This window comes from Candidatus Stygibacter australis (genome assembly GCA_030765845.1).
Taxonomy (GTDB): Bacteria; Cloacimonadota; Cloacimonadia; order Cloacimonadales; family TCS61; genus Stygibacter; species Stygibacter australis.
In genome coordinates this window covers 1-24400 of sequence record JAVCDJ010000059.1, presented here as the reverse complement: position 1 = coordinate 24400, position 24400 = coordinate 1, and the positions used below count along the sequence as shown (strand labels likewise).

Here is a 24400-nt window from a genome sequence, read left to right as displayed (position 1 = left end):
GAGCAATTTGTTAAAAAGATATATTATTTTTGGATTCATTCTGTTAATATTTTATGGTCTGGCGGGAGCGAGTGAGCTTAGTCAGCTTGAATGCGGCGGAGTAAAAGCAGATTTCTATTACTATCTGGACATGTTTTCAGGTTGGGATAGCGGAATAAATCATGCCGGGCAATTTCGGGAGAATCCTGCTCTGATTGCGGAGAGTGAAGACAATATAATCAAGACAAGTATTTCACCAGGGATAAAAATCAACGCAGGATCATTATATCCAAATTACAGATCAACTTTGAATGAAGAATTGGAGAGCCTGGTTTCGAGCGTGAAATCAGATAGTCTGGAGATTGTTTTTCCAGAGATGGATTTGCAATTGGCTCAGGCAGGAGGGATTCAGGAACTAACCAGTAAAATCGAATCCGGTTATGGTGGTTGCTGGGGGATATCAATGTGGCAGCCCCTGGTTTTGGGTGGAAATATTACAGGAAATTCCTTTTTAATGACCTTACGTACTGATGCCGGGATGGGAGAGGATGAAGAAACCAAAATAGTGTTAGGAAATGACTTCCGGATAGGTTTGAATATCGAGATGTCACAGATCAGAACAGGATATGTACATCGTCTAAATAATGGGATCAATATTGGTTTAGGGATTGATATATTGAATTTGAAGATTGAAGGAGATGGTTACACGCGTACTGAAGGTTACATCAGGCAATTTGGTGGAGATACTGATATAAATCAGGCATTTAATGATCCACAAGACAGTCAGTACTTCCGCAATACGCTTGATAATACGTGGCAATCTGATTTTGAAGAGACTCTATTTGGCTTTAATGGTGGTTTATCATATCAAATAGGAGAAAGAACCATAATTGATCTTGGTTTATCACAGCCATATCAACAGGAGGTTTCAGGTAATAGTGAATTGATAGTTCATGGACTGGGGGCAGTTAATTATGAATCGTTGATAGGAGAATCAGAGGAAGAATTATTTGATGAGCTCCTTCTGGAACCCAGTAAGATGACATTTACCTATGAAACTGTGTATAGCTGCAGAAGTTTGATCATTAATTATCCGGGGATAATAAGGTTGGGATTGGGGATTGACAGAGGTAGAACTCAGCATCAGATCAGCATGTCCACCTATCCCGGAGAATTATCACTCAGGTATCAGGGTAATGTATATGAAACGGGCAGAGAGAAAAATGGCAATCATTTTGAAGATTATGAAAATTCAACTGATGTGGATTATACCTATGGAATCAAGCTGAAATCTAAACTGGAATATAATCTGGCACATCTATTATCAGATAAATTTGGGATATTTTTGAGTTTGCAGTATTATTCACTTGAAGAAGTGATGGATAATATCAAGGATGAAAACGGTGTAGAGATAGAGCCAGAGACATTGATGAATCTAATCACGGGAAATTTTGGGATGAGCTGGCAAATAAGCAGTAATTTAACCGCAGATTGCCTGATTTTTGGATTTCCGGGACCTTTTATGAAGCTCAATCTGATTTATGATTTAGGTAAAAAACAATGAAGCTGAAGCTGATAATACTTATTTTTGTGACAATATCAAGTCTTTTGTATGGGATATCCTTTGGTCCCAGGATTGATAGAGGGATGCTGCAGAATGATGAGATCAGTGAGGCATCAGGACTGGCAGTATCTGGCTGGGATGCTGAAGTGCTGTGGACTCATAATGATTCTGGAGGTGAGACTGCGATCTATGCCCTTAGTGTATATGGCGAACATCTGGGGAAATACTATCTGGAAGGTATAGATTTCAGGGATGTGGAAGATATTGCCAGCGGGTCAGGACCATTAACCGGAGACTCATATCTTTATCTGGCAGATGTAGGTGATAATTCAGGGATCTATCCGGAAAAATATATCTACAGGATAAAAGAACCTGAGGTGGATGCTCAGCAAATACCAGGAGATTATTATATCTCCGCAGAAGATATCGAAGTCATTGCTGTGGTTTATCCTGACGGGGCGAATTACGATGCTGAGACGGTGTTTATTGATAATCAGAGTAATGACATATATGTGGTTACAAAACGCAATCCTGCTAATCCATTTAGTGGTGATACTGATATTATTTTCAAAGCAGAATATCCGCAGGATCTGATCAATGTGAACCTGTTGGAAGAGGTCAGTGAGTTGTCTTTAGATCTATATCAGGGTTATGGTATAACAGGGGGTGATCTTTCAAGCAGCGGGTTGGAATTATTATTAAAAACTTATGATAGGGTATATTTCTGGGAAATAGAACCGGGAATGTCAGTTGAGGAATTGTTTTCAGAGTCAGGTGTTCAAGTGAATTATGAGCTAGAACCCCAGGGAGAGGCTATATGCTGGAGTTATGGAGATGATGCCTATTTCACTTGCGGTGAGGAATATGAGGGGTATCCATCCCATTTGAGCTATTATGCCCGATATTCCAGCTATATTGAGATCAGTCAATTACCAGCTGGATTATATAAATCTGATGAGACCATAGAGATTATCTGGGGACCAGCGGGATTATATAATCAGCTATATACCAGCTCTTCACCAGGTGGAGAGATACTTTCCAATTACGATGCAAGTGGAATATGGGGAGAAGATATTCTGTTGACCAGTCCAGCAGAACTGGGGTTAGGGGTTGGTGTTTACCGTGGGGTATTACATAATCCTGAGTTTAATTATTTATCAATAGAGTTTCCATTGATAGTGGAGAGTTCCACAGCTCCACAGATGATCTATCCGCCTAATGGAGGAACAATTTCAGACCCATTGCCGATATTTCAGTGGCAGGTTAATCCTGGAGTACCTTACTATATACTTGGTATATCAGATACTCCTTTTATAATTGAGCATGATGAAAATGGCGAAACAATAATAACGGGAATAGAGACTGTCTGGCAGGTGATCACTTATGATACGTCAATAATGTATGGTATGCCCGATCCATCAGGATTTTTCAGTGATAATGCTCCACCTTTGATCCCTGGACAGGAATATAACTGGATAGTGGCAAATACCTATGACAACGATCCCCTATTCACTTCAAGGGTAGCCGGTAATCCATTTTCTTTTTATTTCAGTTCCGATGAAACCATAGAGTCTCCTGAATTAATTTCACCCGTTAATGGAACAATGCTCTCCAGCAGTGAGATCAATTTTAACTGGTCAGATGTAGCAGAGGCAATGTATTACCAGGTACAGGTATTTGAGATACGACAAGAGGGTAGCAATATTGGCAATTACCTGGTATGGGATCAGGTAACCACAAATACAGATATAGATATGAATGCATCTTCTATCCTGATAGCAGCAGATTATAATTGGAAGGTGTACGCCACCAGTTCCACAGAGATCAGTTCTGTGAGTGCATCAGAGAATTTCAGCTATGATATTGCAGTGGGAACACTGAACCTGCACGTAAGAGATAATTATGGGAGTGGAGTATCGTTTGCTACTGCAGAACTAGATCCCATTGAGGGTTCATCAGATAATTTTCCACTGGCAGTAAATGCAGGTGGTAATGAGACAAAAATAATTCCGGAAGGTGAATATATTCTGGAAGTGAGTAAAGATGGCTATGAGCCGGCTGATACAGTGTTCACAATCAACGAAGGAGAATTTACGGATGTGACAGTGATTCTGGAATATTCTCCCTCCTGTTTTTATGGAAGAGTCACTGGTCTGGCAGGATATAATTTAAATAATGTGATAATAAAAGCAGAAAGTGATGAGGGAGAAAGACGTGAGATAACTTCCATCAATGGGACTTATCTATTATCAGTAACATCAGGTGAATGGAGTATTTGGGCTGAAAAAAATGGCTGGATTGAAACGAATAATATCGAGGTAATTATTGAGGCAGGAGAGAATCTGCAATTAGAAGATATTCAAATGACAGAAAGCACTAAATCCGTTCAGGGTTATGTGTATAACAGCAGTGGACTTACTTTGATGCGATGTCTGATAACAGCAGAAACGGATGAAAGTTTTGTGCGAAGTATCACTGATGCAAATGGATATTACCAGTTCAGTGGTTTAAATTATGGCAGCTATCGAATATTAACTGAAAAGGCAGGTTATACTCCAATAAATGAAGGAAGTGTTATTATTTCTACTGCTTCTCCCCAGATGACGAATATTATTGATCTGATATTACAGCCATCGAGTATGATAATTGGAACTGCCAGAAACGGTCTGGTGGGACTTAAAATGGTAACGATAACCGCTGTGCCAGCTATGGGTGATGCCGTGGAAACGATTACAAATGAGTACGGGGATTATCAACTGAACCTGGTTGCAGGAACATATTACATTGGAGCATATAAGACCCATTATACAAATCAGACAACCTATCAAGTAACCTTAAACACCGGTGAAACTCTTGATAATCTTGATTTTGTATTATTACCCAATGATGCAATCATCAGAGGAAGAGTAGATAGTGAAGGAGACCGGCTGGAAGCTGTGCGGATAAGAGCAGGAGATAATGAAACTTATACTGATGAGAATGGAGAATTTGAACTGATCGTGTATCCGGGAACTTATGAACTGACTGCCTATCGCGAGGGTTATACTACCAACAGGAGCTATCAGCTTTCATTAGCCCCTGATGAAGTTTTGGAAAACATAAATTTTATCCTTTATCCCAATGCGAGTGTGATTAATGGAAGAATCCATCATGAGGGGATCAATATAGCAGCAGCAAATGTATATGCCGAGAAGCAGAATGGTGTATTAATAACTAATATGGAAATTTCTGATCAGCATGGAGAATATAGTTTCAGTTTATTGCATGGGAGTTATAAATTATGGGCAGAGAAAACGAATTTTGTGTGCATGCCGGCAGATACAGTTTTCGTGACAGTAGCACCCGGAGAAGGACTGGAGAATGTGGATATTAATCTTACACCAGTAGAAGCTTATGTGAATGGTCAGGTGATCAGTAATCAGGGACTGGGAATATCAGGTGCTTTGCTGGAATTGGTGAGTGGAGATATTTATTATAATTCCATAAGCGGGAATTATGGTAATTTCAGTGTAACAGTAGAACCCGGCAATGATTACCTGGTTATGGCAAGTAAAGCGGGATATAGCAGTGGATCAGGACAAACCGGTATTTTGGAGATTGGAGAAGAGGTTGAACTTGAGATAATGCTTCAACAAATGCCTTCCACGATCTCGGGAAGGGTTTATAACCAGAATGGAATATCGTTGCAGGGTGTGAACGTGACTGCTGAAGGAGATGATGTTTACAGTACTGAAACCAGCCTGAATGGAAGCTGGTTAATAAGCATTTTTGCCGGGACATATCTGGTGACAGCCGCAAAGCCCGGTTATATAGAAGATAGTATGGAAATCACTCTGGTGCCGGGAACACAATTAGACTCACTTGATTTTTATCTTGAGGAGAATTTTGCGATACTTGAGGGTTATGTGATCGGACAGAATACAGGAGAACCCCTGTCGGAAGTATTGATAACAGCTAATTATAATAATGGGGGGGGGAATAGCGGTTACAGCAATATTTATGGATATTATCGTCTCGAAAATCTGCTCCCAGGACTATATGAATCCATTATATATTCCAGAGAAGGATATTATTCTCACATTGAAGCAAATACATTATTACCTGGAAGTTATACTACTAATATAGATGTGCTATTAGAACCTTATGAAGCTGCGATAAGATCTATAGTTAGATATCAGGGTGAAGGATTGGGGGGAGTGACAGTTGCAGCTGAAAACCTGGTCAATGGTGAAGTAGTATATGATGTAACTAATGAATCTGGAGTGAGTTTGATAACTGATCTGGCAAGTCTGCAACCTTATGAAGTGAGTGTAAATCTTGAGAATTATACCAGCAGTGATACATTGGTCTATCCAGTGCCGGGAGATACATTAGAGCTGAATTTTGATTTGATCCGGGTTGATGGGCTTATCTATGGTTTTGTACGTGATCAGGAGAATAATGTTGTGGTAGGCGCAAACGTAATTGCTACCAGTGATGATGGTTATGAAGAAAATTGTTTTACTTCAGCAAATGGTGCCTATATACTTGAGGATATGCCTGTGGACAGGTATTATCAGATAGAAGTGCTCAAACAGGGCTATTCTCAATACGAGATCGTGAATATCTATCTCACACCTGAGCCATATAATCTTGATCTGATCATTTATGAACATAATTACCAGATAACGGGGATACTTGTCGACCAGGTGGGTTATGAATTGCCAGGCATACAGGTAAATTGTCAGAGTCAGATCACTGGTGTCCAAACCCAGTCTTCAGCAGATGGAAGTTTTGTGCTGGAACCATTAGCTCCTTTCAGTATATATAATTGCTGGACAATAGCATCTGAAAATGGTTACGAAAATATTAGCTGGCAATCAGAAATATTCAATAGTGATCTCGATCTTGGAGAAGTGGTAATACCAGTTCATATTAGTATAATTTCAGGTATAATCACAGATATAGATACGGGAGAACCTGTAGCAGGTGCTCTTATTAATGTGAATGAAATAATTGGTGGGCAGACAAGTGGGGCAGTTTCTCAATCAGATGGCAGTTACCGAATAAGATATTTATATGAAGGTATCTATACACTTCAGGCTCAGAAGCCTTCATATGCATCAGTAGAGATTGACAGCATATATCTCGGCCATCGGGAAGAAATTCAACTTGATTTTGAAATGGAATTCACTCAACCACTGATAGTGAGTGGTAACGTGAGAGATACGGATAATCGACCGATGTCAGCTATTTTAATCGATATAGTTGGCTCAGATATCAGTATGGCAACTACTTCAGATAGTACTGGAAGTTTTACTTTTGATCAGGTGATACCTCATTCAGAGGTAATAGTCACAACAGATATGAATCCTTTGGAATATGATAATTACTGGGTAGAGCTAATTATAACGAATGAGGATATCACTGGTATCCTTCTGGAAATGGATGTGCATAATGCCAATCTAAGTGGGCAGGTTACAGATGGATTTAATTCCCTTGGGAGTGTGGAAATAAATCTGATTTCAGCCGATACAACTTTTACTGATATCACTATTGGAAATGGTTACTACAATTTTGATAAACTATATGAAGGACAATATGAACTTTCTGCCTACAGACCGGGTTATGAATTATTTGCAGAGAATATTCAGATCAATGATAATGATGAACTTATAGAGAATATCATCATAGAACAGTTAGCCGGGACAATCAGCGGTGTAGTAAGAAGTGGGGAGGAAGCCGGACTAAAAAATGCAGTAGTTACTGCCAGGCATGATATTGAAATTATTGCAAGGGACACAACCTATGCCAGTGGAGCATTTCAACTTGATTCATTACCAGCTGGATGGCTATATGAAATTTCTGTGACAAAAACAGGATTTATTGATTATATATATCCTGATTCAGTAGCTGTGGACAGCTTGATGCTGGAGATAGTTCTAAGCGAGTGGCAAAACAGTCTAAGTGGTACAGTATTTCTGGATGAAAATGAGATTGCTGATGCTCGCGTTGTGATACGAGATCAGGCAATGGAAATTTCTGATACACAAACTGATGAGTTTGGTGACTATATGTTCTCAAATATTAATGGCTACCGTGATGTGTGGGCAGAATATGGAGAAGAATATACGAGTATAAGTTTTGGAGTAAATATTCCAGCAGGTGGCTCGGAACGATTTTTCCCTGAGCTGATTGATGCCGCTTCGATTTCCGGTTTAACACTGTATCAGGGAGAACCTAAACCTGGTGTAAGTGTAACCGCAACAAATCTCAATAGTGGAAGATGGTCGAGGGATATCACTGAGCAGGATGGATTATATGAATTGACTGGATTGCCCTCGGGGAGTTACACGGTAAGTTATTATTGCGAAGGTTATACATTTAGCAATTTACCGGGAATAATTACTCTCGATGCTGGAGAGGATATTGTGCTCTCACCAGTAAATATGACATTTTTACAGAACAGCATCAGCGGAATTGTACAAAGAGAAGGTACCAGAATTGGGATAAGTGGGGCAGAGGTGGTACTTACAGATAGTTTGCATAATATTCTGGAAGAAATTACTACAGGACCTGATGGTACTTTCTTTTTTAGTCCACTTGCTGATGGGCTTTATTATGTTCAGGCATCCCATCCCGCTTATTTACCGATCGATGAAATAGAGATAATATTGTCTGATGGTGGATCTGAACCCCCTACAGCAGATTTTAATATGCTGCCAAAGGAATTGAATATCTTTGGTTATGTGTACACCGATGGAGGGATTCCGGTATATGGTGCAGAAGTGGAAATTGAAAGGATTGATGAAATATTCAGCAGGGGAAGAGAAAGATCTAAATTAGCTCATTGGCGGACATTTACTGACACAACTGATATCAGCGGATATTATGAAGTGCAGGTGGATACAATAGGATTTTGGCAGGTTTCTGTAAACTGTGAGGGTTACTATTCATCTCAACCGGTAATAATCGAACTTAACTGGGAAGATTTGTTCTATCAGCAGAATTTCTACCTGCAGCCTATAATATATTATGCAGATATTTGTGGTTCAGTGCGTATTTGGGATGAAGACTGGCAATCACCAGAAAGTTGTGAAATAAGATTGCAATCAGATTCTGGAATTGATAGTCTTTTACAGTTAATTAGTCCTGATAGTACCTGGTGTTTTGAGGATTTGATTATTCCAGAGACATTTAGTCTGGAGGTGACAGCAGAATATAATGAGACAATCTTTGTTGAGAGGAGAGAGAATATCCAGATTAATTCTCCTCAGGTCTGGACTGAGTATTTTACTTTCACTTATATCCCGGAAAGATATACCTGGAGTGGTTATATCTATATGCAGGATGAAGAACAGATTCCGCTGCCTGATGCGTTCCTGCTTCTGGAAAGCAGCAGCGGTGATAGTCTGGTGATAACAACTGGCAGCAGCGGGTATTATAATTTCAGTAATTTACCTGAAGGTGAATATCGCCTGAGCATTGTAGTTGAATATGGTGAGGAATTATTTTCAGATACAACTCCCTGGATTTACATAACTCAAAATTATCACTATTCGCATATTTTCCAGTATATTCTGAGTGAAGTTGGATTTTATATTCGTCAGCATGAGAATCTGCCTTTACCAGCAACCCAGGTCAGGATCAGCAGTGAGGATATTCAAATCAATCTCAGCACAAATTCATTTGGCTATTGCACGACGGGAAGTGTGCTGCATACAGGTGAGTATAGTATCAGGATAACTTCACCTGCAAACTTGAGTGAATTGCATATATCACTTGTTCAGCAGACAATCATTTTAGACAGTCTAGGATTTTATCAGCAGGAATATGTTCTGTCATTGTGGCAGGATAATACTGATTATGCAACCAGCTATCAATATGACGTTGAGATACCTGTGTATTTATATAAATTACCTGAATTTGAGGGTTCATCAGTACTATACTTCAGGTCAGTAAATGATAATCTCAGGGAATTGATCATGTATTCTGATATCGATAGATTTTATCAGACAATCCCTGCTCAACAGGCAGCAGGTGAATTAGAATTCTGGTTCAGGGCAATTGATTCCAATACAGGGATTATTTATACGAATTCGGCAGAAACCACATTAATAACCATATCCTCAGCGGGAATACCTGCTCTGGAATATTCATCTATCACTCCTCAACATCCCATCCTGCCATATAATGCAGAGATAGATCTATCGCTACTGATCAAAGATGATTTGGGGAATATTATGAATGATGAAATTGAATCTGAAGGAGAAGTGGAATGGATTCTTGATAATCCTGAAATGGGAAATCTCATTTATGATGAATCAGCCCCATTACAGGCACACTTTGAAGCATACTGGCTGGAAGTTTTTGAGATAAATAGTAAGATCAGAGCAGAGATTGATTATCAGGGATTTCATCTGAACCTGGAAACTGATCTCACAACAGGTAATTATCAGATAGCAAATTTGCAGATAACTGGACCTTTAGAAGTTAATAACAGCTCCTCTGCACTTTATAATGTGCATATCTATTCTCAAACCGGTAGATTATTGAATCTTCCCTGGAGTTATCAATCTCTGGAAGCCTATGCCGGTGAATTATTGAAAGATCAAGATAATATCATTTATATTCCTTCTGAAAGTTTCTTGGGAAGGGTAATTCTGGGAATATCTGTAGAGGATCCGGGAACAGGAATTGAGTATGATCAGGAATTTCCTTTGGTCGTGTATGATGTGATCAATTCTTCCACTAGTCAGGGGTCATTAACTACCGGAGAAGGTTGCGAATTGCTGCTTTATGATAATATGCTCAAAAATCCTCAAAATCAGGCTAAAGTGTATCTGCTTTCAAAATCTGTACCCCCATTTGAAGAAACGGGAGTGGAATATGAAACCGTAAGCAGTGTATTTGAACCCAATTCTGATTTGGCTGAATCAGCATTTGAATTTCTGCCGGGCTTGCAGTTTGAAGCGGATGATAGCTCGGTTATTGCGCGCTGGAATTCTCAAAAACTCAGATGGGATATAATCAATGATTCACGGTCATCACTTGTGCATATAGACCTGCTCGCTGAGGATTATTGTGCCTTAAAAAGCTCTGATGAACTCGGGATTTATGATCTCCAATTACTACCCAATCCCTTCACACCAAATGATGTGATTGGCAATAATATGGGTCTACAAATCCAGTTCCGACTTTCTACACCTCGCAGTCGTTACATTAATATCACTGCTAGAGTGTATAATATGACAGGAGAACTGGTGCGTGAAATCGCTCGTAACGAGCCAATGCTCAAGGGCCAGCATGATGCTGGAGAAGTGAATACCCTTTACTGGGATGGATATACGGATGGTGGCAGGATGGCAAGAAACGGCAGGTATCTGATCCATCTGATTGCTGAAGACAGCAGTAAAAGACGTGAATTGCTGAAAAGCATCGTATTGATAAAATAAGGAATAGAGATGAGAATCCTGATTTTAATATTAATACTTTTTCCATTATTTCTAATAGCAAGTGATCTGAGTGGTATTGATGCTGCTTATTATGATTTTGATCCCCGCATTATAGCAATGGGAGGGGCGTCAGTTGCCGTACAGGGTACATCTCCTGCCGCTATTATCGCCAATCCAGCGGCTTTGGCTGGTCAAACTGAACAATACTATTTTCAGGTTAGTAATTCCACCTATCTTGACCTGATCAATTATAATTACGCTGGAGTAAGCTGGCGGCAGCAGCCGGGGCAGGTTCTATCTCTGGCAATGGATTTTTCCGGAGATGAAGCTTTGAGCGAATATGAAATGATCCTCAGTTACAGCAGAATTCTAAGTAAATTTGATCTGGGAATAAATCTTAAGCTGCTTGGCAGCAGTTATGGAAATAACACAAATGGAGCCTGGTATGATGAGAATGGATTTAATCATCAGGTGCAAGGTTCTTCATATGGATTTGCAATTGACTGGGGGCTTCAATACGAGATCAATGCTCAGCAGAGATTGGGGATATTTAATAGAAATCTTGTGAACACAATATTCTATGACAGCCAGAATGAAGTGGGAACAGCAGAAGGAAAATATAATGAGTCCAGACCGGTCTCACTGGTGCTGGGTTATTGCTATCAAATTCCCAAAGTACAATTTGCTCTTGATTATGATCTATCTCTTTACAGTGACAGGGAAAATTATCTCAGAACGGGTCTGGAAATTGCCCTTATCAATAACATTCTCAAATTACGAACTGGTATGGCAACAAAGCTTTATTCTCTGGATACACAGCATTATAATCTGGGTTGTGGCATTGCCTTTAAGATCGCTTCAAAAGAGTTTCAGCTTGATATTGCCTATAGGATATTTACTCAATGGCAGGGATATAATAATCTTATATTCGGGCTTAAGATGTCAATTTAATGATCATTGATTGAAATCTGGAGTCCAGTCAACCGATGGATCCAGTTCCTGAACCAAACAATTTTCAAAACCATATTTTTCTGCCAGCTCCATAGCCAGTTCATATTCTGAACAAGACAGACTGCGAGCAGTTTCGGGATATTTATCTGCCTGCCAGGCAGGATAATATTGTGACATCAGGCTCAGCAATACATCATTTCCTATATTATCAGCCAGCCATTTCAAGAGTTCCTCAGTGCCATTCGCATCTTCAGGTAAAACCAGCATCCGAATTGCCAGACCCTTTATGGCTATATTATCTTCATCCAGCATAATATGACCTGTCTGACGATACATTTCCCTGATCGCCTTTGTGGCAATACTGAAATAATCCTTTGCTTGAGATAATTTCTCTGCCGCTGCATTGGATGCATACTTGAAATCTGCCAGATAAATGTCCACCAGTCCCCCTAATTCCCTTAATATCTCTACTTTCTCATAGGAATTAGTATTCCAGACCACTGGAATCGACAAACCCTTTTTTCTGGCAAGCTGCAAAACTTCTATTAATTGAATACTGAAATGACTGGGAGTAACCAGATTGATATTATGAACTCCAGAAGATTGAAGTTCCAGCATGATCTCTGCCGTTTGAGCTATAGTATATTCTTTACCATGATTGAGTTGACTGATCTGGTAATTCTGGCAAAATACACAGGATAGATTACAGCTGGAAAAGAAGATTGTCCCGCTGCCATTCATGCCTGATATATAAGGTTCTTCACCAAAATGTTTTTGCCAGGTATTGATCTTGAGCAGGGCACCGGAACGGCAATAACCAATTTCCTGATAGCGGTTGATTCCACAATTACGTGGGCACATCCGGCAATTGAGCAGTTGATCTATTTCCGCCATTCAGCTATTTCCTGACGGGCATCTCTAAGACTCAAAGGATCAACATATAAGGTTTTTTGATTCGTATAGATCACATAGCCTGGAGCACTGCCGCGAGGTTTGCGTACATGACGGATTTGAGTATAATCCACGGGAACATTAGTAGATTTCCCTGCTTTACTGAAATATGCTGCCAGTCTGCAGCCAAGTCTTAGAAGATGCTCTGGCAGTTCCTGCTTTTTCAGATTACGCAATACTACGTGAGTACCTTTATAAATACGAGTATGAAACCACCAATCCTGGGATTGAGCAATTCTAGTTGTGATCAGATCATTTTCAGTACTGTTTTTTCCGATCAGAAATACCCAGTTATCATCAATTACCAATCGGGTAATATTTGCACTTACAGGATTTTTCCCACTCACATGCTGAAGCTTTTCACCGGGTAAGAGCAGATTGATCTCATCCAGCTTTTCCAGAGCATTATCAAACTCAGATATCTCTTCTTCTGTTAGTTTTATCTGCCTGGCGATCATTAGCTTTCCTGTTTTCGCCTTGCGATATTTCTTGAAATAATGATTGATATTCCACTGGATTGATTTTTCCGGCTGAAGGTCAATAGTGATTTTTGCCATTGCCGGATCATAATAATTTATAAGAGAGATGTGATCACTTCCAGGTTTTACCTGCTGTATATTTGCTTTTAATAATTCACCCATTTGCAGCCATTTATTCTGTTTTTCAGCGTCATCCAGCTCAGCTTTTAGTTTTATTAGTTTTGCTGTTTTTTTCTTTTTCTTATTATTTAAGCTTTTTCGCTGGCTTTTCAGATTTTGATCACTGAGTTTTTGCAGCCATCCTTCATAATATAAAGCTTCCAGAAGGTCATTTATATTTTGAAAACCAGCCTCAGCTTCCTCGACCACCTTCATATTTTCAGCAAAGTCCAGGGGAAAGCTTATCTCAGATTTATCATTCACAAATCCTGCCGGGGGTGTTTCATATTCAACTACCGGTAATATCTGACGTTGACGGTTTTCTGCCAGACTGATCTTTTTGGCACAATCAATAATAACCTGCTTATCATTTTCATTGCGAGTAAGGATAATATTGCCAAATTGCGGTATCAGTTCCAGGATCAGGGTGAATTGCTGCCGTCCCTGAAATGGATCTGGTTTACTGAACTGCAGAATTATGATGCGATCTGTATCTGAAATGGAAATTCTATCAAGTTTTGCCCGGTTCAAATGCTGATCCATCATCGCCAGCTCTGGTGCAGGCCCCCATTCAATGATATCTTTATCAGTAAAAAAACACAGCGGATCCTGCTGCATCAGGCTTACCTGCAGATATTTTCCATCATTAAAGATAATTGCATATTGATCACGCCAGCGCTTAACTGACCTGTAAAAAAGCCCGGGATTGATCTCTTCTCGGGCAAATTGGGCAAGATATTTATATTGCATTAATTTCCATCTAAATCGAGTTTTTCTCCAACCTTAAAGGGTGATTGACGTTTAATTGGTTCTCCATTCTCATCATAACGCTGCATAGGTCCTATCTCTTTGTCATCTTTAAAGGTCGTCTGCATCTTCTTATTACCATTTTCCCAGTAATTTTCCCACAAACCATCCATTTTACCAGCTATAAATTGTCCCTTCATCATCGGGTTACCGTTCTCATAATACTGCGTATATTCACCATTATGATCACCATCACGTGAATATCCCTCGGTCTTAAGCTGTCCATTACGATAATAATTTAACCACTTCCCATTTGCTATGCCAGCCACATAAGGTACATAAGTGCGGATTTGTCCATTAGCATAATATTCGATATCCTTCTCCAGTTCTCCTCCGGCTTCTTCTTTCACGAATATCTGCTCATGCTTCACAGAGCCATCTTCAAAGCTCTCCAGAACCTGACGGATTTTGGTTACTTCCTCACCATCTTCATTAAGTTCAGTGAATTCTTCGCCCTGCTGCTGTTCCTCTTTCCGTTTACGCATAGCTTCCAGAACACGTTCCTTTTCTTCTCCCTCCAGCTTGCGCGTTACTGCTCCCGGCTGATTCATCATGTCGGCATAAGGTCCCTGATATTCTATCTCCTGTTCTGGAAGTGGTTCAGAGACTGCTTCATTCTCCTCTGGTGTCGTTTCCTTTTTCACAGAATAATCTTTCACCTTCCGCAAGTCAATTTCCTGCTTCACTTTGCCATTTTCATAATACTCAATTGACTTGACCCTCTTTCGTTCATCGCCTTTCTCCTGATAAACGATCACCTTTTTCCAGTTACCATTTTCATATTTCTCCACAACTTCATTCACCTTACGTGTGCAACTGCTTAAAACTAGCATTAAGGCTATGATCAGGGTAACTCTTCGCATTTTTCTACTCCTGTTTCCCTTTATTATTCTTCGCATTTCTACGTCTCACTTCTCACTATTAACCTTCTTTCCTGTTTCAGGAATATCCATACAATAAAAAATCCTACTGCAAATGATAACAGCGATATCCACAGATTTGCTCCCGACTGAGGTAATATATTCACCGAGGTGTGATATAATTCTCCGCCCTGTTCTATCACTTTCTTAAAGGGCCACAATGTATATAAACTGGCGATCATCAGTCCGATTAAAAAGGCTATGGTCTGCGAATGAAATTTCTTCAGCAGCATATTCAATAATCTGGTAAACATGATGATCCCGATCACCATTCCTATCCCCAGGGCAGCAATAAAGATCAGATCACGATTATTGATCGCAGTCACCATATTTTTATATTGCCCCAGAAGCAGCATCACAAATGATCCGCTGATCCCCGGCAGGATCATGGCACTGATTGCCAAAGCTCCACTGAACGCAGCAAATACAAGTTGCCACACACTGTGAAGGTCTACTGCTGTCAATAGCTCTGCCTGAGCCTTGATCTCCAGCTTCTGATCATTTAAATGTCCAAAACCGATTGAAAGTAACAGTAGAAATATTGCTCCCACCATAAACCAGATTAGTTCCGGCATTTTTCTCCGTTGCATCATTTTCCAGGGTACGGCAATCGAAGGTATTATCAAACCCACAAAAAAAGCATAAGTGGGATCATGCTGCTGCTCTAGAAAATATTCTATTACCCTGGAAAGCAGAACAATTGATATTATAGCTCCCAGGAATATCCGCACCAGAAACCAGAAATCTATGCGCTTGAGCGAATTTAATATCCTGTGGGAAAACAGCTCTTTGACAAATTCACCATTTAAATTGCCGATTGCACTTATCAATCGCTCATAAATCCCCAGGATCAAGGCAAAAGTTCCGCCACTGATTCCCGGTATAATATTTGCCACCCCAATTACTAAACCCTTCACCATATCTATCAAATAATTCACTATTAATATTCCTTATATTACTAATTATTGGTTTTAAGCCAGTTCTGATAACGCTTTTTGGCCTGATTTTTACTGAAATCCGGAAAAATCGGACTGATGGAGATATAATTTTCCTGGATTACTGCTGTGTCTGCTTCATCATCTTCTGCCCAGACCACTTCTCCTGATATCCAATAAAGTTTATTATTTTGTGGTGCCTTGATCTCAGTAACAAAGTTCTCATAATGCCTGTGACCGGGATGGGTTATCTTCACGCCCTTGATCTCTTCAATATCCACATTAGGCACATTGATATTAAGCACCTCTTTTTCTTTGATCTCATCAGCAAGTCCCGCTTTTAATAGACGGCAAAGATACGCTGCTGCCGTATCATAATGCACGTCTGTGAAGCTGGTTACAGATATTGCTATAGATTTATATCCCAGAAAACAGGCTTCAATCGCTGCTGCTACTGTGCCTGAATATAATATGTCCTCTGCCATATTCTGTCCCTGATTGATCCCGGAAATCACCAGATCAAAAGCATCTGCACCAAAAATATGATAAGCGATAAGTACACTGTCAGTTGGTTTTCCTGATACAGAAAACCTGTTCTCACTACTTTTATATAAGCGTATTGGTGCATGTAGAGTGATGGAATGAGAAGCAGCACTCTGCTGGGTTTTCGGAGCGCAATAGGTGATTTGATGACCTGCCTCTTCCAGATGCCTGCCCAGAATATTTATCCCCGCTGCTTCTATCCCATCGTCATTTGTCAGTAATATTCTCATAATTTATTTCCTCTTACATTAATCTTTTTTCTAATAATTACTTTTTTATCAGCACTGCCTTAAAGTCAAATATTAATTTATCAGCAATATCCTTTTACACTGCTAATAGGTTAAATAAGCCCAATAACTCCAATAAAAAAAGCTATTTATGTTCTTCACCGCCAATACAGTAAACCCCAGGAGAAACAACTCAACCCGGCATGACATTTTTATGTTATGCCGGGTTGAGTTGTTTCTCAGGGATGGTACTTTAATGCTTCCAGATTGGTGAGAGTAGTATACTTGACACAAAAACCGGGAATGAAAGTTTTGGATGCAGAAGAAAAAAGTAATCAGTTAAGAAATAGGTTCAGCCACCCTGACTGTAAAGGTCAAGGTGGCTGTTTTTTTATATCAAGGAGGTCTAATGAAATATTTTATGATCATTATCTGCTGTTTGATCCTTACTGCTTGCGGAACTCAGCAGACAGATAAACTTGTGATAGGTTTGATAAAGCCTTCCATGAATCATCTTCCAGTGCAATATGCTCTTGATAATATTTCTGGAGAGCAAAAAAATTACCAGTTTGAGTATTTTCATTCTGGTTGGGAGACTAATGAAGCGCTGGTTGCCGGCAGGATAGATCTAGCAATTATGCCATTCACTTATGCCTGGATGGATGTTTCTCAAGATAAAAAAGTGAAGATCATCTCATTCCTGGAGCGGGAAAGTGATGGGATCATAGCTGCTAAGAAATTTGCAAAATTACAGGATCTGGCTGAGGCAAAAATGGGAATATTGAAAAATTCAACTTTGGAGATCATTCCGGAAATGGTTTTTGAGAGGCAGGGATTATCAATGCCTGAGATGGTGCCATTCAGGACACCAATGGACATGGCTGCTGCTTTACAAAGTGGGGAAGTGGATGCTATCAGCTATTATGTACCTTCTATATTTAATCTGGCAGACAGGTTTCAGATAGTTGACTGGTATAGTAACACATTTCCAGCCCATCCTTGCTGTGATCTGGTGGCTTCAGACAAGGCATTGAAATCTAAAGCTGCTCAGGTGAGGGCATTTGTGAAGCTGCTGGATGATACTATTGCTTTGATGAAGGATAATCCTCAAAATACGTTTCGCATTGCTCAACAACGCTTTGGTTTATCAGAGCAAATCGTCAGTCAGTCGCTTGCTCACACGCAATATATGATGGGTCTGGAAGCATCAGGAAAAGATTTTGAGGTAGAGGCAGCAGAACTTATGCTATTAAAAGGTTATCTGGCAAGGAAGACTTTTGTAGATGAAGTATATCATCAGATTCAGCCTTAGTCTGCTTTTTTTGCTGTTGATCGTGGCTGGATTATTATTCAGCCTGGAGATTTCAGTGCATGATATATTTCAGCTTAAGATCAACTGGCATGAAATGTCATCGGATTTTGTATATTCCTTTTTAAGGGTAACTCTTACGGCAATATTTGCCTGGATTGTAGCTATTATTATTGGTAAGCTGCTATATTCTTTTTCATGGCTTAAGATCATTGCTTTACCAGCTTTAAATTTTATCAGACATATTTCACCATATGCCTGGCTGCCTGTAGCAATTATCTGGTTTGGGTTAGGAGAAACCCCTGCTGCGGCAATAATGTTCACTGCTTTATTTTTCCCGGCAGTTATCATGACCACGGAGCTTTATGAGCAGGTGCAAACAGAATATCGTGAAGAAGCAGAGATGTGTGGGGCAACTGGTTGGCAGGTTTTTAGTTTAGTGGAAATTCCGTTACTGAGAGTAGAGTTTATAAATTTGTTTAGGATACTTTGGGGTTTAGGCTGGACAACCGTGATCGCAGTAGAAATGCTCGGTGTTAAACAAGGTCTGGGTTTTCGGCTGCTGGATTTCAGGTATTTGCTGCAGTATGAGAATATGGTGTTTTATCTATTGTTGATGGGAGCTGCCGGGATTATAATCGATCATCTGCTGCTGTGCTGGGTGAGGAATATCCAGGGGAGATAATTGAACACTGATCTTACGGATGACGCGGATTATCACGGATAAAATAAAATCAATAGGACATAATAATGAAATTAACCTTTCAAAAACCTTGCGAATGGTCGATAGACCTCCGCAATGGTTGGCCGATTTTAACGAAATATAAACAACGCTAAATGGCATAATGGTATAGGTTTAATAAATTATATCCTCTGATCAGCCATTGCGGAGGTGCAAGCACCATTCGCAAGGTTTTGGCTGGTGATAATTGAACAGTCTCATGGTGAATATTACAGGAAAAATAAATTTAAGCTTGACAAACAGAAATAAATATCGATATTATTAATTAGAAGAAGAAAATAGGAAAGATCTTTATAAACTGTTAGAACAGCAGCTCATAAAAAGGTAAGAATACAGGTACCGGAGGGGTGATAAATATTCGGGGGAATAGCTTGTCCGGTACTTGTGTGTATATAAAAAACCTTAGGAGGAAAAATGAAGAAATTCTTCATAATCTGCATTTTATTGGTATTTGCCCTAAGCGCCTTTGCTGAAAGAATGCCCATCAAAACCAAAGATGGGACACCTGACTTTTCAGTTAATGCCGTAGCAAATACTCCACCCGTAACCCGAGACGCTCCAGATTGGGAATGGGATATTCCCCCACAACCCCTACTGACAAATTACGCTGATTATTTCCAGGCATATAGTGCCTTACCAATTGCTTTGCAGCCTGATGAACACGGTGGCGGAATTTATATTGTTTACCGTGTGAAAGATCAGGCAGGAAATAGCGAAGTAAATTACACCTATATTGATGCCAATGGAAATGTGCTGGCATCAGCAGGACTTGGCGAAGTTGGCTATTACTGCGATGCGGAAGTGGATCAGCAGACTGGAGATGTGTTTGCCACCTGGCATGCAGCAATGCCTTCAACCCCGGAAACAATGGATTGCTTTGTTACTTATGATCTTTATCATATTATTCAGGGTCATGGATTATGGAAAGATCCAGTGATCACAGTGATAGATTCAGATGATCCGCCTTTCCCTGATCCCACTGATGATGATGAATTTATCTGGCCTGAATTACAGATTGGACCATCACCTGTAGCTGGTAAGCAGAGGATTTATGCTGTAGCTACAAATGCTAATCCATCTGATGGAACTGAGACATTACCATCAGAAAATCCAATTATCTGTTATGCAGATTTTGATGCTGATGATCTATCCATGCAGAGCGATCTGGATTGGACTTATCGCTCAATTACAACATTTGACAATTGGAATGCTGAAGAACCCATGTGGTATCGAGCTTTCAAATCCTGGACAGTAATCGATAACAAGGTCATATTTGCCGGATACCGTTTATCTAATGTAGATTATGATCCTGATGATATGTTTTGCTTTGTAAATGAGAATTATGGCGAAGGTGAATTTGTGGAATATTATGAGGAGATGCAGATAGAAGAGGATAATCCTACCTGGATAGATTCAGTTTCTGGGGATCTCCACTACCTGTATTCCGATTTAGCTACTTCTCCCACAGAACCATATCCGGCAGTATATCAGACATTTATCAATTCTGGAAGATTTAATCTATATCCTTCAGAAGAAGGTAATTCTGTTTCCTGGGGTGGTTCATTAGGTATTCTTTTTGATATTGATGCTACCCAACTTAGTATGTATCGTCCTCTCTGGTATCAAATTTATCCCAAAGTCTTCAGATTTGATCTTAATACTCATGAATTCAGCTTTACTGATGTATATCCAGCGGGAGCCAATCCCAATGATGGAATACCGATGAAGCCCTGGGATCTGGATGAAGATGGTGAATATGATGAGACTTATGATGATAGAAGCCCTATGTGGGCAATGGACTGGCCGATCTTCCATTTTGATGAAGATAGCGGATTCTATTATAATCAATATTATTTGACCAGCAATCCTGAAAATGGCTGGATGGCTTATGTTTGGGTAGATGGTTTGAATGCCAAGGAAGCAAATGAAGGAACTGCAGGATTTGAATCCTGGGTTGCCAAACCTGAAATTGCCATCTGCGTTTCAGAAGATTGGGGAATGAACTGGAGCGATCCCATCTTTATGAATGCAAATTCTGAAAGTGACAATTATGTAACAGAACTTGATGGCATGATCCCCTGCTTTGTATATCCTGGAGATAAGATCGAAGAAGCTGATAATGGAGATATGATATTGCACTTATTCTTCCTTGATGATAATGATTATGGCTCATTCCACAGTCAGACTCAGGGTCTTAATAATGGTTCTACTTTCGAGTATGCTTCCATCAGGATCACCTATTCTGATAATGGTAATGCCGAAATAGTCTCTAATAATCTCTCAGCAAGGAATTATCCTAATCCCTTCAATCCTGAGACAAAAATTGCTTTCAATCTTGATCAATCTTCTAATGTAAGAATTGATGTTTATAATATCAAGGGACAGAAAGTAGAAACTATTGCCGATGAACATTTCGATTCGGGACAGCATGATCTGGTCTGGAATGCGGAAGATGCTCCATCCGGAGTATATTTCTATCGCATTATTACTGATCAGGAATCTGCTACCGGCAAAATGATCTTACTCAAATAGGTCTTGCATTATAAATAAAATAAAGCCCCGGTTTCCGGGGCTTTTTTAATAATACAAAATTCATCAACCACGAAAGCCGCTAAATAACGCGAAAAAATGTAATGTAAGATCATTAAGCCGCGAACAAACCAAACAAACGCGAACAATTTAATGAAATACCAGCTAAATTTTCTTCTAACCTTCTAACCTTAGCATTTTCGCCTCTTCTCCTCTTCACCCCCTCGTTCTCCTGCTCTGATTACATTTTACATTTTCAATTATTCTCTTCCCTTTGCGTTCTCTGTGATCTCTGTGCCTCTGTGGTAAAAAAATCTTAACATCCAATTCTTCCCCCACCCAGCGCAGGGATGCCCTGGTTACAACAAGAATTCCGCAGTCTATATTCACATTTTACATTTCTTTTTCGCGTCATTTAGCGCTTTTAGCGGTTAAAAAATCTTCCAGGCTGGAAAATTCTCTGCACGTACCCTGAAAGCAGTCCTGAAAATGAGAGCTTTTAATGATCAGGGAATTAGCCGGTAATTTCTGCGAGTCAATTTTGATGGGAGAATGGATGATATGCCAGTTGTCCTGGGAAACGAATGCCATCAGATTATGAAAATCATTGATAAAAGGCTGTCGATATTCCCTGGGGGTATAATCCTCTTCTAAAAGTAGAGCAGTACGCAATAAAGCTGCTTCTGCCATTGACACACTCGAAGGTGATGGATGATCAAAACTGTCCGCGGGTATGGTAATAAAATCTTCGCTGCGATTGCTTTTCCATCCATCCTGATTAAACCCTTTCAGGCTGTCTCTGAGCTTGATAATCTGCTCCCGGTAATTACCCGTTTCTTCCTGCAGATAAGTCGCAAGCAGTAAAACAGCTGCATGGTCCTCCAGAAATTCATTCTTTTGCAAAATCCCTTCATTAGAGCTGTGAAAGAGTTTACCTTTTTTATAGTGTCTGGCAAGCAAATGTTCAAATAGTGTTGCTGCTTTCAGAATTAGCTTCTCTTCACCCAGCCAGCGACCTGCCTGCAGCAATGCTATTCCTGTCAAAGCATTCCAGCTGGTCAGTAGTTTATTATCCAAAAAGGGCTGCTGGCGTTTCTTTCTGACCTGCAAAAGCTTATTTTCTATTTCAGACAGGAAGTTGTTTTGCTTTTTCAGCAGGTGGATTTTGCCCTCGAAATTTTCCTGCAATTCATATATCCGGGAAAAGTCTGCTAGTTCTTCTTGAGTTAATACCGTTTTCAGTTCGTCATTTGTCCACAGATAAGTCATCCCTTCCTGATGGTCGGTATCTGCATCATGAGCAGAATAGTATAGTCCATCACCTTCAAAACTTTGTTCCAGGCAGTTCACTATTTTTTTAGCGATTGTCTTATAATTTTCTATTTTAAGTACTTTATAGGCAAGACTATATACCCAGAGGTGCATAGCCTGATCATAAAGCATCTTTTCAAAGTGCGGAATTGTCCATTTGTCATCTACGCAGTAGCGGTAAAAACCACCTTGCAAATGATCGTGCAGCCCCTTTTGGGCCATATTATCAAGCCAGATTTGCAGCAGTTTTTTAAGCTCTATATCAGGATATGTTTCAAAGTAACTAAGCAGAAAAAGCAGACTGCTATGGGCAGGAAACTGAGCTCCCTGGGAATGGCTTAGATGCCGCTTCAAGTTAGCGATGATCTCTTTTTCGCTGCTTGCCTGCTGCTGAAAAGCTTGAGGATAATAGTCGGGAATATCCTTACCATGTTCCTTGAAATGCCCTATCAGTCTCTGCAAAATAGTAAGAAGAGGCGGCAGATTAAATTTTGCTTTAACAGGTAGATATGTTGCAGCAAAGAACGGCTTTTGCTCAGGTGTTAAAAAGGCATTCAGGGGCCAGCCACCGTGACCGCCAGTTGCCTGGATATAAGACATCAAATAGTTGTCTATATCCGGTCGCTGTTCACGATCTACCTTGATATTAACGAAATTAGAATTGAGATAACTGGCTATCTGGTCATCAGAAAAAGCTTCCTGAGCCATAACATGACACCAGTGACAAGTAGCGTATCCTACAGAAACCAGAAGCGGTTTATTGTGTTCTCTGGCATATTCCAGCACTTTCGGAGTCCATTCCTGCCAGTGCACCGGATTATCTGCATGCTGCCTTAAATAAGGTGATGTCGAAGCCCCCAGATTGTTTCTTTCTATATCTATCATTATATCACTTCCTTATCTTTTATACACAAGATAACGTGAAATGGCATTAACCCATATAATTGAGTTATTCCGCAAAGGATTGAGCCGGGAAGGGATCTGGCATCAATCGGATGAAGAAAAAGTATTCAGAAAAGAGGCAATAAGCATGTGATCATACTGAAGAACTAATTTCTATCTCAACGAAACTGTTCAATGCAGTAATTGATATCATTGTAGGTTTTTAATCATTGCTGCTCAAAAGTGCACATATTCTGATTGATGAGGATATATACTGAAATTGATTTTGCTGAGACCTTGCGAAGATATGTACATTAGCAAGGTTTAGCGGGTGAAAAAATGGTTGCCTATTTGTGGAACAAATTATGCATGCAATACTATTGTAAAAGATGTTAACGTAAGCTGTAATTAATATAATTGTGAAATTGTGATGTAAAATTAACTTAAATCAGGCAGAGGGGCATAAAACCGTTTACAGTATGTATTATTTGTTTACTATAATATGACAACTGTGTTAGTTGTGAAAAGAATGATAATGCAATTGGCAATTACATCAGCATTAAATGGTATTGGAGGAACAAATGGGGAAGATGTTATTATTATTTCTGCTATTAATATTAACGAACTTCATCTATTATAACGTGATCAGTTTTGATTTTCAGTGTTTCTTGCCAAGGG

12 protein-coding genes are annotated in these 24400 nt (G+C 39.8%); 6 read left to right on the top strand and 6 right to left on the bottom strand.

Annotated features, from left to right (window positions below):
* Positions 1–7 precede the first annotated feature (7 nt).
* The 3 genes from RAO94_03750 to RAO94_03740 are packed head-to-tail and all read left to right on the top strand — an operon-like array spanning position 8 to position 11928.
* The gene (locus RAO94_03750; GenBank protein ID MDP8321448.1) at positions 8–1543 is read left to right on the top strand and encodes a hypothetical protein; all 1536 of its coding nucleotides are present in this window, start codon (positions 8–10) and stop codon (positions 1541–1543) included.
* On the top strand, positions 1540–10977 hold the full coding sequence (locus RAO94_03745) for a carboxypeptidase regulatory-like domain-containing protein (GenBank protein MDP8321447.1): 9438 nt from the start codon (positions 1540–1542) through the stop codon (positions 10975–10977). Before RAO94_03750 ends, RAO94_03745 begins: the two co-directional genes overlap by 4 nt.
* A gap of 9 nt (positions 10978–10986) precedes the next feature.
* Positions 10987–11928 (top strand): hypothetical protein, encoded by a 942-nt coding sequence (locus RAO94_03740; GenBank protein ID MDP8321446.1) that lies wholly within the window; start codon positions 10987–10989, stop codon positions 11926–11928.
* A gap of 3 nt (positions 11929–11931) precedes the next feature.
* On the opposite strand, the gene RAO94_03735 is transcribed toward RAO94_03740, so the two are convergent.
* The 5 genes from RAO94_03735 to surE are packed head-to-tail and all read right to left on the bottom strand — an operon-like array spanning position 11932 to position 16952.
* Complete coding sequence (locus RAO94_03735) at positions 11932–12822, bottom strand: radical SAM protein (GenBank protein MDP8321445.1); 891 nt, start codon at positions 12820–12822, stop codon at positions 11932–11934.
* A complete protein-coding gene (locus RAO94_03730) occupies positions 12810–14267 on the bottom strand; it encodes an NFACT RNA binding domain-containing protein (GenBank protein ID MDP8321444.1) in 1458 nt (485 codons plus the stop codon). Before RAO94_03730 ends, RAO94_03735 begins: the two co-directional genes overlap by 13 nt.
* Positions 14267–15187, bottom strand: coding sequence for a hypothetical protein (locus RAO94_03725; GenBank protein ID MDP8321443.1), 921 nt, complete (start codon positions 15185–15187; stop codon positions 14267–14269). The genes RAO94_03730 and RAO94_03725 overlap by 1 nt, the downstream gene beginning before the upstream one ends.
* Before the next feature lie 38 nt (positions 15188–15225).
* The gene (locus tag RAO94_03720; protein MDP8321442.1) at positions 15226–16182 is read right to left on the bottom strand and encodes a DUF368 domain-containing protein; all 957 of its coding nucleotides are present in this window, start codon (positions 16180–16182) and stop codon (positions 15226–15228) included.
* A gap of 20 nt (positions 16183–16202) precedes the next feature.
* The gene (gene surE / locus RAO94_03715) at positions 16203–16952 is read right to left on the bottom strand and encodes a 5'/3'-nucleotidase SurE (protein ID MDP8321441.1); all 750 of its coding nucleotides are present in this window, start codon (positions 16950–16952) and stop codon (positions 16203–16205) included.
* A 406-nt stretch (positions 16953–17358) separates the two neighbouring features.
* On the opposite strand from surE, the gene RAO94_03710 reads away from it, so the two are divergent.
* From RAO94_03710 to RAO94_03700, 3 genes are all read left to right on the top strand, one after another.
* Positions 17359–18261, top strand: a complete 903-nt coding sequence (locus tag RAO94_03710; GenBank protein MDP8321440.1) for an ABC transporter substrate-binding protein — start codon at positions 17359–17361, stop codon at positions 18259–18261.
* On the top strand, positions 18233–18943 hold the full coding sequence (locus tag RAO94_03705) for an ABC transporter permease subunit (GenBank protein MDP8321439.1): 711 nt from the start codon (positions 18233–18235) through the stop codon (positions 18941–18943). The genes RAO94_03710 and RAO94_03705 overlap by 29 nt, the downstream gene beginning before the upstream one ends.
* 471 nt (positions 18944–19414) lie before the next feature.
* Entirely contained in the window at positions 19415–21532 is a 2118-nt protein-coding gene (locus RAO94_03700) for a T9SS type A sorting domain-containing protein (protein MDP8321438.1), read from the top strand.
* Between the two features lie 408 nt (positions 21533–21940).
* Here the strand turns inward: RAO94_03700 and RAO94_03695 are convergent, their stop codons facing one another.
* Positions 21941–23725, bottom strand: coding sequence for a DUF255 domain-containing protein (locus RAO94_03695; GenBank protein ID MDP8321437.1), 1785 nt, complete (start codon positions 23723–23725; stop codon positions 21941–21943).
* Positions 23726–24400 lie beyond the last annotated feature (675 nt).

Bases quoted from the DNA above. Each gene is read 5' to 3' on its own strand.
- RAO94_03745 (MDP8321447.1), top strand. From the start codon at position 1,540: ATGAAGCTGAAGCTGATAATACTTATTTTTGTGACAATATCAAGTCTT.
- RAO94_03740 (MDP8321446.1), top strand. From the start codon at position 10,987: ATGAGAATCCTGATTTTAATATTAATACTTTTTCCATTATTTCTAATA.
- RAO94_03735 (MDP8321445.1), bottom strand. From the start codon at position 12,822: ATGGCGGAAATAGATCAACTGCTCAATTGCCGGATGTGCCCACGTAAT.
- RAO94_03730 (MDP8321444.1), bottom strand. From the start codon at position 14,267: ATGCAATATAAATATCTTGCCCAATTTGCCCGAGAAGAGATCAATCCC.
- RAO94_03725 (MDP8321443.1), bottom strand. From the start codon at position 15,187: ATGCGAAGAGTTACCCTGATCATAGCCTTAATGCTAGTTTTAAGCAGT.
- surE (MDP8321441.1), bottom strand. From the start codon at position 16,952: ATGAGAATATTACTGACAAATGACGATGGGATAGAAGCAGCGGGGATA.
- RAO94_03710 (MDP8321440.1), top strand. From the start codon at position 17,359: ATGAAATATTTTATGATCATTATCTGCTGTTTGATCCTTACTGCTTGC.
- RAO94_03705 (MDP8321439.1), top strand. From the start codon at position 18,233: ATGAAGTATATCATCAGATTCAGCCTTAGTCTGCTTTTTTTGCTGTTG.
- RAO94_03700 (MDP8321438.1), top strand. From the start codon at position 19,415: ATGAAGAAATTCTTCATAATCTGCATTTTATTGGTATTTGCCCTAAGC.
- RAO94_03695 (MDP8321437.1), bottom strand. From the start codon at position 23,725: ATGATAGATATAGAAAGAAACAATCTGGGGGCTTCGACATCACCTTAT.